The organism is Pseudomonas sp. Marseille-QA0892, assembly GCF_054950135.1.
Window position 1 is genome coordinate 2,079,627 of record NZ_CM143104.1, and the last position, 16,777, is coordinate 2,096,403.

Below are 16,777 nucleotides of genomic sequence, written 5' to 3' on the forward strand. Positions count from 1 at the left end.
AGCCTCTTTAAGCGCCTGGCAGCACTTGCTTAATGACCTTCAGAAGGTCGGCGGGCCCGATTGGCTTCACCAGCCACCCCGTCGCACCGTTTTTTTTCGCCTCATCCCGTTTGGCCTGCTGGCTCTCGGTGGTAAGCGCGAGAATAGGGGTAAATCGCATTCCTGGGAGAGCCCGCGCCTTGCCGATCAGTTCCAGTCCGCCCATGTTAGGCATGTTGATGTCCGTGATGATGAGGTCCGGCTTGTAACCGCCCTGTAGCTTGCCTAATGCCTGGACACCGTCGTTCGCGGCCTCAACCTTGAAACCTGACATTTCCAGGCTGCTCCGTAGGCTCATCAGCATGGTTACCGAATCGTCGACGATCATGATCTTCTTACTCATTGCGAAACTCCTGGTGTATGCAGCGCAGCGCCAAGCCATGCGCGGATATCTTCGTTCAGTGGCCACACTGTGACCTTGGGCCGTGTAGCCATAAGCACCTGCAGATTTGCAGCGTGCAAATGGTCAAGATTCTTCAGGTTGACCTTTCCCCCGGGATGTCGAATAAGCCATTCAAGCAGCGTTTCGGCATCTTCGACGGTTACCTGGTCGGTCAAATAGGCGATATCTCGCTTGAAGGTCAGGCTCATGCGAATAGCTCCGTGGGGTTCAAGATCATCAGGATCGACCCATCACCCATCACAGCGGTACCTGAATAGCCCGAGAGCTCTCCCAGGATTCCGGCCATCGGCTTGAGAATGATGTCTACTGATCCATGGAAGTCATCGATTACGAGGCCGACAAACTCCCCTCGGCTACGCAGCACCATTAACGCGTGCTCACCGTCGTCGTTGAGTGCCTGTTCATTCTCGATCGCAAGCAGTTGGTTCAGCCCCTTGAGCGGAATGGTACGGCCGCGTAGCTGAGCGGTTGGCTGGTGCTTGATCGTGTGGATGGCAGACGCGGGCAGGCGCACAGTCTCAACGACCTGATCCATGGGAATACCGAAGCGTTGGTTAGCTGACTCGATCACCATGACCTGCGTCACCGCCATTGAAAGCGGCAGGCTCAGGCTTAGCTGAGTGCCTTTTCCGACCTGGCTCGACAGTCGAAGCTGGCCGCCAACCCGCTCAATTCCCGAGCGAACGACGTCCATCCCTACTCCACGGCCCGACAGATCCGATACTTGCTCTGCTGTCGAAAAACCAGGAAGGAAGACGAGATTCACAAGGTCCTGGTCATTCATTACATCAAGCGCTGCAGGCTCGATCAGTCCCTTCGCCGCCACTTTGGCTTTGATCCGTTGGGGATCGATACCGCGGCCATCATCCTCAATGCTGATCACGACATGGTCCGCGTTCTGGCTCGCCCGGATCCGTAGTGTGCCGGTTTCAGCCTTCCCGGCAGCGAGACGATCTGCAGGCGATTCCAATCCGTGATCCAGCGAGTTCCGGACAATGTGCACAAGCGGGTCTGCGAGGGCCTCGATCATCGCTTTGTCGGCTTCGGTTTCCTCCCCCTCCAAGACCAGATTGACCTTTTTCTCGAGTTTGCGCGCGATATCGCGCACTAACCTTGGGAAGCGCTGCAAAACGAAGGAAACCGGCATCATGCGGACCTGCATGATGGCGTCCTGCAGGTCTTCGGCAATCCTGTTCACGACGGCGTACTGCGCTTTGATTTCCCGTGCCAGCTCGCGCTGGCCGTACTGCTCTTCGGCGCGCTCGGCGAGATACGGCAACCCATTCTTGGCTACTACGATCTCACCGATAAGGTTCATCAGACGGTCAATCTTTTCCTGTTCGACCTTAAGCACCTTGGCCGCGACGTGCCCGGCCGGTTCCTCCTGGCGACGGCTCGCCACCGGATCGGCCACGCTCGCCGCGGGCGGACCCGTGTCAGGTAGAGCCGGCGCCGTGCTATCGGTCAGCTGAGCGTCCAGCCAGTCAGCTACCGACGGCGCACCAGCGGAGCTAGCGGCCCCGCCAAGAATGGCTTCTTCGATCTCCTCAGCCAGCCAACCCAAAAGGGGCTCGGTATCCGCCTGGTTTTCGCACCGGGCACAAAGGGTGTCGAGCTTGTGCGATGCATAAAGGCTTTCCTGACTCGCAAACACCTGCTTGAGGGTAGCGACAATTGCCCTGACCTGACCACTGCGCCAACCCTGGTCGCGGCACGCCATGAGGGCCAGAAGCTGAGTACGTACGATATCCAGTGCAATTGGATCCATGGCCAACGCCAGGCCGTTGGTATCATCGCTGGGCAGCGGATGGCATAGACCTTCAAGCGTTATGGCACTCCAACTCGCCTGATCCGCGACGTACCGGAAGTGCTCTTCCAGGAGCGCACTATCTGCGACAACGATCAGTTTAAAGCGCAGATTGCATGCATAGGCATCCAGCTCTGCCGCTGCGCTCCATGGCAGCAACGGTTCGATGCGTCGCCACAACACACCAGGAAGCTGTCGCACCAGGTGCAACGGGTCGGTCCCTTGAAAGAAGCAATCGGCAGCGGGACGGTAGTCAACGAGGAAGACCTTGTTGCCATCACCCAGGGCTTTCATCAGCGCGTCGCGTGCATCCTGCGGAAGGTCTTCCGTTGCTACCGATCCAGAGGCAACGGACGCGTCGACCGATCTGACGTCGCTGCCCTCGGCTGAGATGTCGAGCCATTTCCGGAGGCCTTCCACCAATGCTCGAGGTATTGCCTGGAAATCCGCTCCCGGGGCGCCCTCAGCTTCCACGGAATCGAGGTAGCTGGTCACATAGTCGGCCGCGTCGAGCAAGTGGTCCGCAAGCGGCTGGCTGAAGGGCACTGTATCGCTGCGCACGGCATCCATGACGTCTTCGGCGGCGTGCAGTACGGCGGTAAGCGCCGGAAAATCGAACAGGCCTGAGTTGCCCTTGAGCGTATGCACGAGGCGAAAAAGCTCGCCCAGGCGCGAGCGGTCACCCGGCTCGCGCTCCATGGCCAGCAGCGTAGTGCCGATGCTCTCAAGCGCCTCTCGGCTTTCCTGGAGAAATTGTTGCAGCAGAGCGTTCACGCGGCGTCTCCAGTCAGCAGGCGCACCAGATGCAAGAGCGCATCGGGCTTGATGGGTTTGGTCAGGTAATAATTGGCGCCGGCCTCATAGGCTTGCTGCCGGTCATGGTCGCCAGCTTCGGTGGTGATCATGACCGCAGGAGCCTGGGCAATAGGCTGGGCACGAAGCTGACGCAGGAAGCTGAAGCCGTCCTGCATGGGCATGTTCACATCCACCAAGTAAAGGTCGTAGGTAGCTTGCAAGGCCTTTTCCAGCGCCTCGATGCCATTGACGGCCTCATCCACGGTATAGCCGGCGGCTTCCAGAATTTGCCGATTGAACAGCCGCACGGTGGCCGCATCATCGACGATCAAAATGCGTTTCATCGGGCCTCCAGCGGCTTCTGGTAAACGATTGCGTCAGGGAACTTACGTACGTTGAACAGTGAGGAAATTCGGCTCATCGATTCCGAGTGGCCAAGACAGATCATCCCGCCTGGCTTAAGCGCGTCGAAGAACGTGTCGGCAGCCTGGCGGCGTGACAGGTCATCAAAGTAGATCAACAGGTTGCGGCAGAAGATGACGTCGAAGTCCCGGTACCCACGCAGGTCCGTCGGGTTCATCAGGTTTACCCGGGTGAACTCGACGCTCTGGCGCAAGTCGTCACATAGTTGATAGTCGCCATCGCTACGGCGGGTGAAGTACTTTTCAAGCAGCTTAGGCGGTAGGTTGTGCACCGAACGCGGGCTGTACAAGCCGCGCTGCGCTCGCTTGAGGATCGCGGTATCGATGTCCGAGGCGATCAACTCCACGTCCCACTCAGTGATGCCTTTCCAATACTCGAGCAGGTAGAGCGCAATCGAGTACGGCTCCTCTCCGGACGACGATGGCATCGACCAGATGCGGATTGGCGAACGGTCAGTCTTGCGTTTCACCAGATCATCCAGCATGTGAGTCACCAGGCACTTGAGCTGGTATTCCTCGCGGAAGAAATAGGTCTCGTTGACCGTCATGGCGTTGACCAACTGCTGCAACTCATCGCCCGACGCCTGAAAGCGCAGGTTCACGAAGTAGTTGCGGAAGGTCTCCGAGCCCGTGGCCTCGATCCGCTCGATCAGGCGCTTGTCGACGAAGTAGCGCTTGGAATCGTCGAACTGAATACCTGTCTTGCGGTAAAAGAACTCGCGGAATTTGCCAAAGTCTTCCTTGCTGATGATGGTGCTTGCGTTCACAGGCCATCCGCTCCCTGCAGGCGAGTGAGCGCCAGGCCGATCGCGAAGTCCAGGTACGCCTCGCCCGGAAACCGGCTGCGGCACAGCTCCAGCGCCGGCACGGCACGTTCGGTGCCGACTTCGCAAAGCAAATCGACAGCACAGGCGCAGACGTTCAAGTGCGGATCGTGCTCGATGAGCTCGATCAGCCACAGCTCAACGTCCGGGTGGCGAAGCGATTCGAGAATGCCGACAGTGAGAATGCGCACGTCCGCATCGCTGTCCTCGAGCGCTGCCTGAATAAGGCTCGGATGGAAACGACCAGCGGTCTTGAGCGCCTCGATGGCATCGTTTCGCAGGGCCACGTCTTCGCTGCGCAAGCAATCAAGCAGCGCGGTTACGGCTCCTTCGTCGGCTCGCTCGGCGAGGCTGGTTATCAATGCCTCAAGAACAGAACGCTCGGTTTCCTCCGCCAGCTGGCACGCCAACAGCTCACCCGCTCCGGACAAGCTCGCTAATGCACGCGCCGCATCCCGGCGTTCGGCCGTTGTGCCGTGCTGCAGGCGCACGGCCAGAGACTGGAGGTCGTCCGGTTGTGTATCGGCGGTTGGTGCGGTACCGGTGGAACGAATCAGCGCCACGAGGACACCCCTTTACGAGTAGTGGAATTTCGGCTGCACCACTGAATAAGTGTGGTGGCAATGTCGTGACACGGCTTGATCTCGCCAGCGCCGCCCCGGCGAATCAGTTCGGCAGGCATGCCGAAGACCACGGCAGTGTCTTTCGACTCGGCAACGGTGCGCCCTCCGCGGCGCTTGAGCTCGGCCATCTCCTCAGCCCCGTCGTGGCCCATGCCGGTCAGCATCACGCCAATTAATTTGTCCGGCGCGTAGTGCTGCATGGCGGTGGAGGCCAGCAAGCTCACCGATGGGTGCCAGAGGTAACTGCTGTTTTCCGGCTTGGGCATGACGTACGGCTTGCCAACTCGATTGCCGATCACGACGTCACTGTTGCCCATGCCGACAAAGACCGTGCCCGCCTCCAACGGCATGGGACGATTGGCCTCCACCACCTTCAATTTGCATACGCGGTCCATTCGCTCGGCAAAGGCACGGGTGAAATTGGCCGGCATGTGCTGGGCAATGACGATTGGCCAGGGATAGTTGGCCGGCAGCTGTCCGAGGATTTCCTCCAGCGTGCGAGGCCCACCGGTCGAAGACCCGATCACCACTAGCCCCGTGCCTGCGTCTATAAGGTCCGGACCGGACGCCTTGGCAGGAGCCGGTTCGACAGTCTTGGCGGAGGCGGTTTGCAAGCTGGGTCGGCGCACCTTTTTCATCCGCGCACCAGCGGCCGCGCGAACCTTGTCCACCAGGCACTCGCGCACCTGGTCGATGTTCAGCGAAATCGTGCCGCCCGGTTTGGCGAAGAAATCCACCGCGCCGAGCGCCAGGGCTTCAAGCGACGCCATGGCGCCCTGCTCTGTCAGGGAGGAAAACATAACCACCGGGCGTGGTTGCTCTGCCATGAGCATGGACAGGCAGGTAAGCCCGTCCATCTCTGGCATGTTGATGTCCAGCGTGATCACGTCCGGATCGAACTGACGCGCGCGCTCGATGGCCTCGACCCCATTGCGAGCCGTGTCGAGGACGAAGTCGCCTTCGGCCTCGAATAGCTGCTGCAGATGGCGTCGCATCAGCGCGGAGTCGTCAACGATGAGTAGACGAATCATGACCGTTCTCGCTTAAGCGACGCGCGCCAGCGCATCGAGCTCGCCGTCAGCGAGCAGCTGGCGCGGCTCGACGAGCTGGATCATGCGCTTCTGCTTGGGCAGATTGGCGACCCGTCCGAACAGCCGCTGCTGCTCGGATGAGAGGCTCGGGGCCGGTTCGATCAGGCTGCGCGAGATCTTGAGCACCTCGGCAACCGAATCGACGATGAACCCGGTGCGCATCTCGTTGATGACGAACACCATGATCCGCTGACGGTCATTGCTCTCGATGCTCGGCAGGCCGAAACGACGGCGCTGGTCGATCACTGGCAGCACCACGCCGCGCAGGTTCATCACCCCTTCGACGAACTCCGGTGCCTTGGGCACGTGGGTCAGGTTCTCCGGCACACGGACGATTTCCTGCACGCTGTCGATCGGCACGCCAAACTCCTCGTTGCCGAGGCGGAACACCACCAGCTGCTCTTCATCATCGGTTTCGGCCGAGTCCATCAGGTCTTCGTCCACGGAAGGCTCCTTGTCGGTTTCGTTGAGGACGCGCTGCACCGACTGGTGCTGTAGCAGGCGCTCGGCGGAGACCACCGAGACCAGCCGCTTTCCGTCGTTGAGCCGGCACAGGCCGGTGAGTTCGGCCATTGCCTGGTCACGCGCGAGCATCGGCGGCATCGGCTCGACTTGAGCCGCCGGCACGCGCAGCACTTCGTTAACAGAATCGAGAATGATGCCGACCGACATTCCGGCCAGGCTCACCACGAGAATGCGGCTGCGTTCATCGGTGGCCTGGCCGGGCAGGCAGAACATCTCGCGCAGCGACACCAGCGGCAGCAACCGCTGACGCAAGGTCATCACACCGCGCACATGGGAGGCTGACTTGGGCACCGAGACGATGTGCTCGGGGATTTGCACGATCTCCTGTACGTCATCAATGGCGATCCCGTATTCCTGCTCAGCGACGGTGAAGCTGACCAGTTGCAGCTCGTCACTGGCTTCGTCATCGCTGTCTTCGTCGCCCAGCGTCATTGCGCCAGCGTTGCTCGCCACGCGCTGCAGCAGGCTGTTCTCGCTAAAGCTGCCTTTGATCAGCGCTGCGAAGTCGATGATCATCACCAGTTCATGGCCACCGACCTGCTTGAGCAGGCCGGTGAGCAGATTGGTATTGATCGTTGCCTGGACGTTGCTGACCGGCTCGATCTGCTCTTCCTCGACCATGATCACGCTGGCGACCCGGTCTACTACGAAGCCCAGCGGCTGGCCGAGATTGAGCACGAGCGCGCGGGTGGAATCGTCGGCCTCACGCGGTTCAAGGTTGAACAGCGTGCGCAGGCAGATGATCGGCAGCACGTTACCGCGCAGGTTGGCCAAGCCATTGAGTGAAGGCGGCGTCAGCGGCACGCGGACCACTTCAGGGACGCGGATGATTTCCTGCACCGGCTGCATCTCGACCGCGAACACGTCCGAGCCGACCGTGAAGGTCACGAACTGCCGGCTGTTGGCCAGTTCATCGTCTTCGACCTCGCCCATTGAGGCGAGGGTCGGGTTTTGGTTGCTTTGGCTCATGGGTTATCCCCTCTCTTCAGGGATTCAGGCGCTTTGCAGCTCGTCTGCCAGGGAGGCGATCTCTTCGATGGCAGCCGACAGTTCCTCGGCGCCCTGGGACTGCTGTTTGGCAGCGGCGGCAGCTTCCTGGGCAGCGTTCTCGGCTTCCTGTGCGGCAGACGAAATCTGGTCGATGCCAGCTTTTACCTGGGCGATGGCGGCACCAATTTCCTCGGCGGACTTGAGGATGTCGGCCGAACCGGTTTCCACGCTCTGCACGTCGCCAGCCATGTTGTCGAGGTTGCGAGTGATGACTGTGGCCTTCTGGGCTTCAGCCAGGGCGGCGTTAATGATCTCCTCCAGATCGCGCCCGACCACGCCGATCTGATCCTGTACGGCCTTGACCAAGTCCTTGATGCGATCTGCGTTCTCGGCCGAATCGTGGGCCAGGTTGCGGATATCCGTGGCCACAACCACGAAACCCTTGCCGAACTCGCCGGCGCGCGCCGCTTCGATCGAGCCGTTGACGGCCAGCATGTTGGTCTGAATTGAAACGGTGGTGATGGCGTCGACGATCTTGTCGATGCGGCGGCTGACCAGCTCCAGCTCCTTGATCTGTACGAGGCTGGCACGGGTCGCCTCGATCGAGGTAGTGACCCCCCGGACCAGCGCGTCAATGTTGCCCTTGTTGGTATCCATCAGGCCCTTGATGGCGTTGGCCTTTTCCAGGCTCGACGTGGCGCGGCCCTGGGCGACTTCCAGGCCCTTCTCGATCTGGTTGACGGCGGCAGCCGATTCTTCAGTGGCGGCAGCCTGGGTTTGGGCGCCCTGACGGATCTGGTCGATGACCGTGCTTATCTGCGCCGAAGCGCGGTTGATCTCCTGAACGGCCGAGGACAGCTCTTCAGCAGCGGAAGCCACCTCTTCGGCGCTCTTGGCCACATCGCTTGACGACTTCAGTTCTTCCGCCAGCTCGGACAGGTTCTGTGCGGCCTGCTCGCACTCGGCCAGGGCCTGCGACTGCTCCTCGACGGTCTTGGCTGATTCTTCGGCGGCGGCGGACTGCTGCTCAGCGGCAGAAGCGATGGCATCGGCACCACGCAGGGCCTGCTGAGCGGCAGTGCTGCTCTGCACTGCACCGGCGGCGATGTCTTGCGCACCTTTGACGATCTCGATGCAATCGAGGCGGATCTGCTCAAGCTGGGACGTAATAACAGAGCCCTTCTGCACTTCGCCCTGAATGGTTTCGGCCGACTGGTTGATACCCTGGGCGATGTTTTCCACGTCGTGCTGAATCTTGCCGACCATGTCGGAGATCTGCTTGGCGCTCTTCTCGGAGGTTTCGGCCAGAGTACGAACTTCGTCGGCGACAACTGCAAAGCCCTTGCCGTGCTTGCCGGCGCGGGCGGCTTCGATGGCAGCATTGAGTGCCAGCAGGTTGGTCTGATCGGCGATGCGGCCCACGGCCTTGACGATCTCACCAATGTTGGCAGCCTGTTGCTTGAGCTCTGCGACGCGATCGACCGAGCCGGCCTGACGCTGAGCGGCGAGGCTGACGTTGCCAATCAGCGCCGCAACATCGGTGTTGATGACCGCTGCGAGCGTCTGCATCGCATCGGACTTCTCCTGAGCGACACTGGCTGCCTGCTGCTGCAGTTCGATGGAGCGACCAACGATCTCGAAGGCTTTCAGCGACTGCTGGGCAGCGCCAGAGGCCTCTTCGGCGCCGCTGGCGATCTGGTCGGCGGCGCGCTTGAGTTCTTCAGCGGCGGAGGCGGCTTCGTTGACCCCGGTGGACAACTGCGCGGTGGCGGCAGCGACACGCTCAGCCGCTTGCTGCTGTTTGGCCAGCGTGCGGGCGCGCTTGCGCTGGGCTTCAGCGTCGCGGGCAACGGTGCGTGAAACGACGGGTTCGGATGATGCGACGGGCGCGGCGGTCTTTTTCACCAGGGCCATGGATGTGTCCTCAACTACGGATGGAAATTTATGCATACGCAGCTGACGGGCGAGCGCCGGGAAGCATGCGGCCAAGCGAGGCGCAGAAGGCCCTCATGAACGGCATGCAGATTTAAGCGTCCTCAGGTCCAAGGAACCATCGGGCAACACCTTAGAAACAAATTGCAAAGCCCTAAGGAAAAACCCTAGCAAGGCCAGGTAAAGTTCTGGACAGCGTTGCCGTGGCTGGCGTCGATTGAGGTCGGGAAAGGCAGCCGGGTCGGCCAATAACACGCCCAGCGCGTCGAAAGACGCGCTAGACGAGCGTGGCTGCGGGAGCAGCCAATAGAGAACTCAGAGGGAACGAACGAAGCGGTGGGTAAAGGCGCCGGCTTCGATCGGCGCAGAGACGAGATAGCCCTGTATCTCGTCGCATCGCAGCTGTTCGAGAATGGCACGTTGTGCGTTCGATTCGACGCCTTCAGCGACTACCGTCATGCCAAGCGCGTGCCCCATCTCGATCACACCTCGTACTATCGTGCGGTCTGCAGCCTCCACGACGAGGTGGGTCAAAAAAAGCTTATCGATCTTAACGACGTCAGGTACGAATGACCGCAGGCTGCCAAGGGTGGCGTAGCCCGTTCCAAAGTCGTCCACTGCGATACGGACGCCAAGGGCCTTCAGGTCATTGACGACACGGGCTGCTGCTTCGTCGCCGTGTGTAATGGATTCCGTGAGTTCGAGCTCAACGCACTCGGGCGAGACGCCTCGCTTGGCGATAGCCTGCGCCAGCCTGTCGACGAACTCGGCCCGTAGCTGTTTGATCGAGACATTGACCGCCATGACGAAACGCTCAAGTCCCGACGCTTGCCAATCCACGAGCTGGTCCAACGCCTGGTCGATACACCAGAGGCCCACTTCGTTGATTAGGCCGGTCTCCTCCAGCAACGGGATGAACCGCAATGGGCTCACCAGGCCGTGGTCGGGGTGCTGCCACCGGATGAGCGCCTCGGCCCCACAGACATTTCCGCTGCGCAAATTGATCTTGGGCTGGTAATGAAGCGTGAACTCTGATCGCTCAAGTGCATGTTCGAGGCCCGCTTCAAGGCGGAGTGCATCAAGATCCAATTCGAACTGGGCGGGATCGAAAAAACCGAAGCTGTGCCGCCCTTCCCGTGCAAGCGAAGAGGATGCGGCCTGCGAGTTTCTTAATAGCGCTTCAGCAGACTCACCGTGTTCAGGAAAACGCGCCATCCCAATGAAACCGTTCACCTTCAGGGCATTGCCTGCGAGTTCGAACGGCTGCTGGAGGCACCCCAGCATTTTCAAAGCAACGCGCTGGTACTGTTCAACTTCATCGTTCCGGCTGAGCAGGACGGCATAGCGCTCACTATCGAGCTTAGCCAAATAGCCTTGCCCATCCAGCGCTTCGGCAAACACGGCACTAAGCTTGCGGACGAGCTCTTCTTCCGCAGCCTTCCCCAAAATATGTTGAACCCATCTGATCCGCTCGATCCCAACCGAAAACACCAGGAATGGCGAATTATCGCTAACAGCACGGATGCACTGTTGCTGAAGCCGCTTGAGGAACATTTCGTGGTTAGGCAATCCGGTGGCGCGGTCAAAGTGAGCTGTTTCGAATAGCTTCGCTTCAAACGTTCGTGCTTCGGTGATGTTTTCTGCGATCCCCACCATTCTGACGACGTTACCGGCGGTGTCGGTGAACGGAAACGCGCGATCTCGGACCCAAATCTGTTGGCCCTTTGGCCCGTAGGCGCGGAACTCGACTTCGGCCAGTTGGTGTTCTCCCAACGCCTTGTCGCGAAATTGCTCAGCCAGAGCGCGGTCCTCTGGATGGACAAGATCCAGCCACGCGTCTTGGTTTTCGTATACGCGCGCAGGCGGCATCCCAAGAACCTTTTCCAGAGCAGGGCTAAGATAGGTCAGCCGGCCGGCACCAACGTCATACTCCCAGAACACATGCGGCAAATGTTCGAGCATTTCCCGAAAGCGCGTCTCGCTCGCCTGCACTCGCGCAAGTAGTTCGCGTGAGAAATTAATGTCCATGAGCGCGCCCGCAACACGCTCTAGCGTTTCCCCGGCCCACTCGGCCTTTCCGCGCATTCGAAACCAATGGTCGCCTCGCGCCGTAAGCAACCGAAACTCGACGTCCAGCGGAACACCCTCTTCCAAGTGTTGGCTCCAGCCAGTGGCGAGGGCCTGCGCATCGTCGGGGTGGACGTGGGACATGAGCCACCCTCGGAAGTCGCCGACACCCTCTGCTGCGTAGCCGGTAAGCTGGGTGAAGCGCTCCGAGACATAAAGACTGTTACTCGAGGGACGCCACTCCCAAATCCCATCGTTGCTTCCCTCGTCTACGAGTTTCAGCCTCTGGATGTGCTCGGCCAGTGCCGCCCTCAGGTGCACCGCCTCGGTTATGTCTTCATGCACGAGGACCACCCGAGGAGGCGTGGCTGGCAATAGCGTGACGAAAGCCTGTAGGTTCCTGGTAGCGCCTTCCTGATCCGAAAGCGCATAGTCCAGACGCAGCTCGCCTCCGATCCCTTCCAGCAGTGCTTCTATTCCTTCCAAAAGGCTTTGGGCGATTTCGCTACCATCGAGCGATAGCGCGCGGCAAAAAGCGAGATAGTCAGCACCTTCCGCCAATCCAAAGGGTGCACCTTCCACAGCTGGCGTGGCGTCAGCCCAGGCGCGATTGCCGGTAATTACCCGTCCACGCTCATCCAATACCGCAATGCACTGGGGGAGCGCGTCGATGATCCCTCTTGTAAACGTGCCTGATTCAGAGAGAGCCCGCTCGCGAGCCTCTTGCTCGCTTATGTCCTGCACCGAGCCAAGAAGTAGTCGTGGACGGTTCCCGTGCGCGTTGGCGATAGCGCCAGCAAAGCGAAAGTAGCGCGTGTCGGCCGCGGCAGATGGTTTGACGCGAACCTTGACGTCAAGCGAGCTTCCGCCCTCGGTGATGTCCAGAAAGGCGCCTACCAAGGCCAAGCGGTCATCGGCATGAAGCGCCGATAGAAGCGCCTCCTGCTGGACTGTCCCGTCTGCCTGCGCAGGCAGAGAAAGGAGCTGCCTGGCCTGTTCCGAAAGCTCGAGCCGCCGTTGGTCCAGATCAAACGTCCAATCTGCAAACTGACCGACTCGCTGTGTCAGACGTAGCCGTGCCTCGGCGGCCTGCAAGTGCTGTATGGCCGTCACGTTTTCCGTGACATCACTAAAGAAGACTCGGACGCCATCGGCACAGGGATGGATGCTCACGTGGTACCAGCTATCGGAGTGCGGCGAACTCCAGTCGAAATGGCGCGCGAAGCCATTATCCATGGCGTCACGTAGCGCATCGCCAAATTCACCATTCGCAAGGTCTGGGCGCAGGTGCGGTAGCGTCTTGCCTATCACGCCATCGCCATCACCGCCCCCGAGGATCGACTCAGCAGAAGCGTTGGCCTGCACAACCCGCCAATCCCGGTCAAGCCGATAGAAGCCATGCGCGATGACGTCCAGGAACTCTTTATGGTCCGAGATCGAGGTACGTAGCGCCTCGGTGCCCGCCCTCAGGGAGGTGACATCCCAGGATAGGGACAGAATTGACTCAACCCGGCCTTGCGTATCGAAGACCGGGAGCAAAAGGACATCCCACCACTTCGGCGTCCCGGCGGCGGTGGGGCAAAATCCGGAAAATTGACTGAATTGGCCTAATAAGGCTTGCTCGAACGATCGCCGCGCCGGCGCCTCCCATTCGCCATTCCAGAAGCCCAACCAGTCCGCTCCGCGTAGGCTGTCGAAGTCGCAGACTTCCATGACCGCCATGCCGCGCGCATTCATTGCCTGTAGACGCCCTGCAAGATCGATCTCCTTTAGGCAGCTTCCCTCGGACTCTCCCCAAACCTGGCAAAGCTGGCGCAACAGTTGCCCTTGCACACGCTCGCGATGGAGATGTTCGGCGAGCCTATGGCAACGGCCGAGTAGCAAAGCGAAGCCTACAATCACTCCGCCTGCGCCTAGGATCTCAAGTGATGAGGTGCCCTCTCCCTTCATCAAGCAAATCAACACGTAGCCGCCAGAGGTAGCAACTGCACTCGCCGCCAATGCTTGCCACATCAGCACGCCGGTTACTGACAGGGCCATCGCGATGACCCATGTCGGGATCAAAGCGGCCGGATGTGACGCACTCAGACAGAGCAGGCTGCTGGACGTGATGAGTATGGCAAGCACCCATGGTAGCCATGCCGGGAGCTGCAAACGCGGTTGCCGCGCGCGTGCGTGCCGCGCAAGGTACAGTTCGACGAAGCTGTCGCCAGCAGAAGTTGGCATGATGTGCTCGCAGGTGGATTTCAGACCAGTCTGCACTCGCTTCGCCTTGATTGATATCAGGTAATACCCTAGGTCGATCCTAATCGTCAGGACTAACCAAGCCCGTACGCACCGCGTAGAGCACGAGAGACGGCACATCGTGGAGCCTTAGTCGATCCATGATCTGGGAGCGGTGGGTTTCTATAGTCTTTACACTTAGACCCAGCCCCTGCGCTATGTCGCGAGTTGAACACCCTCTTGCGATAAGACGGAGTATCTCTGTTTGGCGCGGCGTCAACGCCGGCTGCAAGGCCGGTGATGGAGATGTTTCTATGCCGCGCCCGTCAACAACTGCTGACTGAATTACAGTCTGCGCAATACCGGGACTGAGATACGACTCGTTTCTGGCGAGCGCCTTCAAAGCCAACTCAAGTTCCTGAGCAGCCGCATCTTTCAACAGATATCCGCGCGCACCCAATCTCAGTGCCTCAAGCACATAATCACCTGTGGCATGCATTGAAAGTACAAGCACTTGGACTTCCGGAAAACGCGATCGCCACTGGCGTAATACGTCCAAGCCGCTCATTTGCTTCATGCTGATATCCAGCAGCAGGATATCCGGCTTAGCGGTCTCCAGAATCGTTTCGACCTCGGTGCCATCCCCTCCCTCTGCGACGACTTCGTAACCGGGCTGATCCTGGACAAGTGCTTTTAGCCCAGCCCGCACAAGACTGTGGTCGTCCACTAACGCAACGCGCTTCATCATGCGTCCCCTACGCGTTTTGGTTCTTGAGGTAGCCACGCCGTTACCCGCGTGCCTATGCCGCCGAGACTGGAGATTCTCAATTCACCACCAAGCGATGCTACGCGCTCATGCATGCTGGTAAGCCCAAGGCTGTCTGCCCTTTGGTGCGCCGCGGTGACGTCGAATCCCCTTCCGTCATCGATCACGTCCAGTCGAATACCGTCGGTGAGTTGCTGCACGTTTACCTGTATGTTTTTTGCGCGCGCGTGGCGCACGATATTGTTCACGGCCTCTTGGAATACTCGAAACGCAACCAAGGCCGTGGGGGCTGGCACGTGGACCAAATCCCCTTCTGTTTTGAATGACCATCGGATTCCGGGATCATCCAGGAACTTCCGCAGATGCGACTGCATCGCTGCCTCAAGGCCGAGACTTTCGAGTTGAAGCGGATGCAACGCGAGGGAGAGGCGCCGTACCGTCGCGAGTAGCAGATCCAACGTTTCAATGGACCCCTGGATCATCGGTGGCCTAGCCGCCCCTTCGTCGGCCCTACGCATAACGCGCTGTAGGTGAATCTTCAATCCAGTGAGCTGTTGCCCGATATCGTCGTGCAAATCGCGCGCGAGCTGGCGCCGTTCGGTCTCCTGTATTTCGATGAGACGCTGAGAAAGCGCTTGAAGGCGCCGATTGGCGTCCTCCAGATCGCGTTGCATTCGACGGTTCTGGCTAACGTCTCGTATGAGGAGCTGAACATCCGAAGGCCCCTTGTCTTCAAGCCTGATCTCGATAATTTCGGCCTCAAGAAGACTTCCGTCCGCGCGAACCAGCGGTACCTGACGAAGCGGCGACTCCGAAATGACGCCCTTCTGTAAGGCAATCATGCGATCCAGCTCCCGCGCACGGACATCTGGGTGGACATACTGTGCGAAAACTCGAGTGCTGGGTCGCTCGGCAAATAGCATCGCGCGGGCGGCCTCGTTCGCGAAATGCACCTCTTCGCCGCGGATGACCACGACGCCTTCTGGAAAGCTATTGATCATTCGCTCATACAACGTACGCTGCCGAATCAGCCTCTCGTCTACCGACTCAAGCTCGCTTAGATCGACAAGCGCGCCGAACAAGACACGTGTGCCGTTCGAAGGATCGGTAACCAACTCGATGCGCTCGTAGACGCTGCGCACATCTCCGGATAGGGTGCGTATACGGTAGCGGTGTGCAGCATGCCCGGCCCGGGCCGCTCTGCGGTGCGCTTCTTCTATCCGGTCACGGTCCGCCTCAAGCACCGCAGCGCTATATGCAGTCCAGTCAAAGGTCTGCGATGGCGCCCAACCAATGAGCCTACAAACTTCGCTTGAGCACTCACCAATTCCGCTTTGCACGTCATACTGCCAATGGCCCAGCTTGGCGACCCGGCAGGCAAGCTCCCGCTGCTCTCTACCGCGACGTGCCTGAGGTTCGATGTCTACGTGGCCGTCCTCCACTATGAGCAATCCCAGCGCTCGGCCTCCAATACTGCAATTAGCGCCATTGACCTTCGCAGGCAGCGGTGAGCCGTCCTTATTGCGTAAATAACGAGCGCCTAAGATTGCTTCGTCATATTCCTGATCTGACTCACTTTCACGAGCCACAGGCAATCCAACAATCAACTCCTGCAGGGTGAGACGCTCGATATCCTCGGGGCCATAACCATATGTATGCCGTGCTGCAGGGTTTGCCCAGACCATCTGAAGGGTGTCCCTGTCATAGAGCCAAACAGGCCCTGGGTAGGCATCGAACAGGCTGCGGAATATGTCAGCAGGATGCAGGGACTTATCGACTGCTGACGTACTCCTGGCGACGCGCTGAGCGAAAATGAATAGCGCGACCGCCGTGATTATTACCAATAGCCCGGAACGCACTGCGTAGCTCCAAACTGGCAAGCCGAGTGCCCTTATCACGGAGTCGGTAGTAGCGACCCATAGCAGCGACAGTCCCACGTATCCAAGAACCAGCGTCCCAGTCGCAACGTCCATAGGCCACGAAGAGGAGGCTGAAAAAGAAGAAGAAGCGGATCGTTCGATTTGTTTGCGCAAGGTCACCTCTATTCAATCAGTGACATTCGACGCCGCACTTGGCGAGAACCATGCCCGTGCATGTATTGCGCCCATCCCGGGCCGAACGTTTCGCAATGTTTGGCTATTTGCGAGAGTAAAGAGTTCGTTCCCATCCAATGTCCAGAAGCCCCTCCACAGGAATAACCGCCGCGGTATTCGACACACGAGGATTGGCAACCTACGCGGGCCTACTTTCACCCTAGACCAAAACTTGCA

Annotated in this window: 12 protein-coding genes and 1 pseudogene; all 13 read right to left on the bottom strand. The window is 59.6% G+C overall.

Annotated elements, in window-relative coordinates; translation table 11 throughout:
• Positions 1–7: 7 nt before the first annotated feature.
• A complete protein-coding gene (locus ACY8D3_RS09645) occupies positions 8–382 on the bottom strand; it encodes a response regulator (RefSeq protein WP_462383723.1) in 375 nt (124 codons plus the stop codon).
• Positions 379–630, bottom strand: coding sequence for a hypothetical protein (locus ACY8D3_RS09650; protein WP_462383724.1), 252 nt, complete (start codon positions 628–630; stop codon positions 379–381). The genes ACY8D3_RS09645 and ACY8D3_RS09650 overlap by 4 nt, the downstream gene beginning before the upstream one ends.
• Positions 627–3,023, bottom strand: coding sequence for a chemotaxis protein CheA (locus ACY8D3_RS09655; RefSeq protein WP_462383726.1), 2,397 nt, complete (start codon positions 3,021–3,023; stop codon positions 627–629). The genes ACY8D3_RS09650 and ACY8D3_RS09655 overlap by 4 nt, the downstream gene beginning before the upstream one ends.
• Positions 3,020–3,388, bottom strand: a complete 369-nt coding sequence (locus ACY8D3_RS09660; protein ID WP_462383728.1) for a response regulator — start codon at positions 3,386–3,388, stop codon at positions 3,020–3,022. Before ACY8D3_RS09660 ends, ACY8D3_RS09655 begins: the two co-directional genes overlap by 4 nt.
• Positions 3,385–4,233 carry a CheR family methyltransferase gene (locus ACY8D3_RS09665; protein ID WP_462383730.1) on the bottom strand — a complete coding sequence of 283 codons (849 nt, stop codon included), beginning with the start codon at positions 4,231–4,233 and terminating at the stop codon, positions 3,385–3,387. The genes ACY8D3_RS09660 and ACY8D3_RS09665 overlap by 4 nt, the downstream gene beginning before the upstream one ends.
• Positions 4,230–4,853 carry a HEAT repeat domain-containing protein gene (locus tag ACY8D3_RS09670; RefSeq protein WP_462383731.1) on the bottom strand — a complete coding sequence of 208 codons (624 nt, stop codon included), beginning with the start codon at positions 4,851–4,853 and terminating at the stop codon, positions 4,230–4,232. Before ACY8D3_RS09670 ends, ACY8D3_RS09665 begins: the two co-directional genes overlap by 4 nt.
• Positions 4,844–5,944, bottom strand: coding sequence for a chemotaxis-specific protein-glutamate methyltransferase CheB (gene cheB / locus ACY8D3_RS09675; RefSeq protein ID WP_462383733.1), 1,101 nt, complete (start codon positions 5,942–5,944; stop codon positions 4,844–4,846). Before cheB ends, ACY8D3_RS09670 begins: the two co-directional genes overlap by 10 nt.
• Positions 5,945–5,956: 12 nt before the next feature.
• Positions 5,957–7,462 (bottom strand): chemotaxis protein CheW, encoded by a 1,506-nt coding sequence (locus ACY8D3_RS09680; RefSeq protein WP_462383735.1) that lies wholly within the window; start codon positions 7,460–7,462, stop codon positions 5,957–5,959.
• Positions 7,463–7,522: 60 nt separating this feature from the next.
• Positions 7,523–8,176 (bottom strand): methyl-accepting chemotaxis protein, encoded by a 654-nt coding sequence (locus ACY8D3_RS09685; RefSeq protein ID WP_462384327.1) that lies wholly within the window; start codon positions 8,174–8,176, stop codon positions 7,523–7,525.
• 444 nt (positions 8,177–8,620) lie between these two features.
• Positions 8,621–9,469, bottom strand: a pseudogene (locus tag ACY8D3_RS09690) (methyl-accepting chemotaxis protein); the annotation flags it as partial.
• 297 nt (positions 9,470–9,766) lie between these two features.
• Positions 9,767–13,744 carry an EAL domain-containing protein gene (locus tag ACY8D3_RS09695; RefSeq protein WP_462383737.1) on the bottom strand — a complete coding sequence of 1,326 codons (3,978 nt, stop codon included), beginning with the start codon at positions 13,742–13,744 and terminating at the stop codon, positions 9,767–9,769.
• A gap of 79 nt (positions 13,745–13,823) precedes the next feature.
• Positions 13,824–14,489: a response regulator gene (locus tag ACY8D3_RS09700; RefSeq protein WP_462383739.1), complete on the bottom strand. Its 666-nt coding sequence runs from the start codon at positions 14,487–14,489 to the stop codon at positions 13,824–13,826.
• On the bottom strand, positions 14,486–16,366 hold the full coding sequence (locus ACY8D3_RS09705) for an ATP-binding protein (protein WP_462383741.1): 1,881 nt from the start codon (positions 16,364–16,366) through the stop codon (positions 14,486–14,488). Before ACY8D3_RS09705 ends, ACY8D3_RS09700 begins: the two co-directional genes overlap by 4 nt.
• Positions 16,367–16,777: the final 411 nt, after the last annotated feature.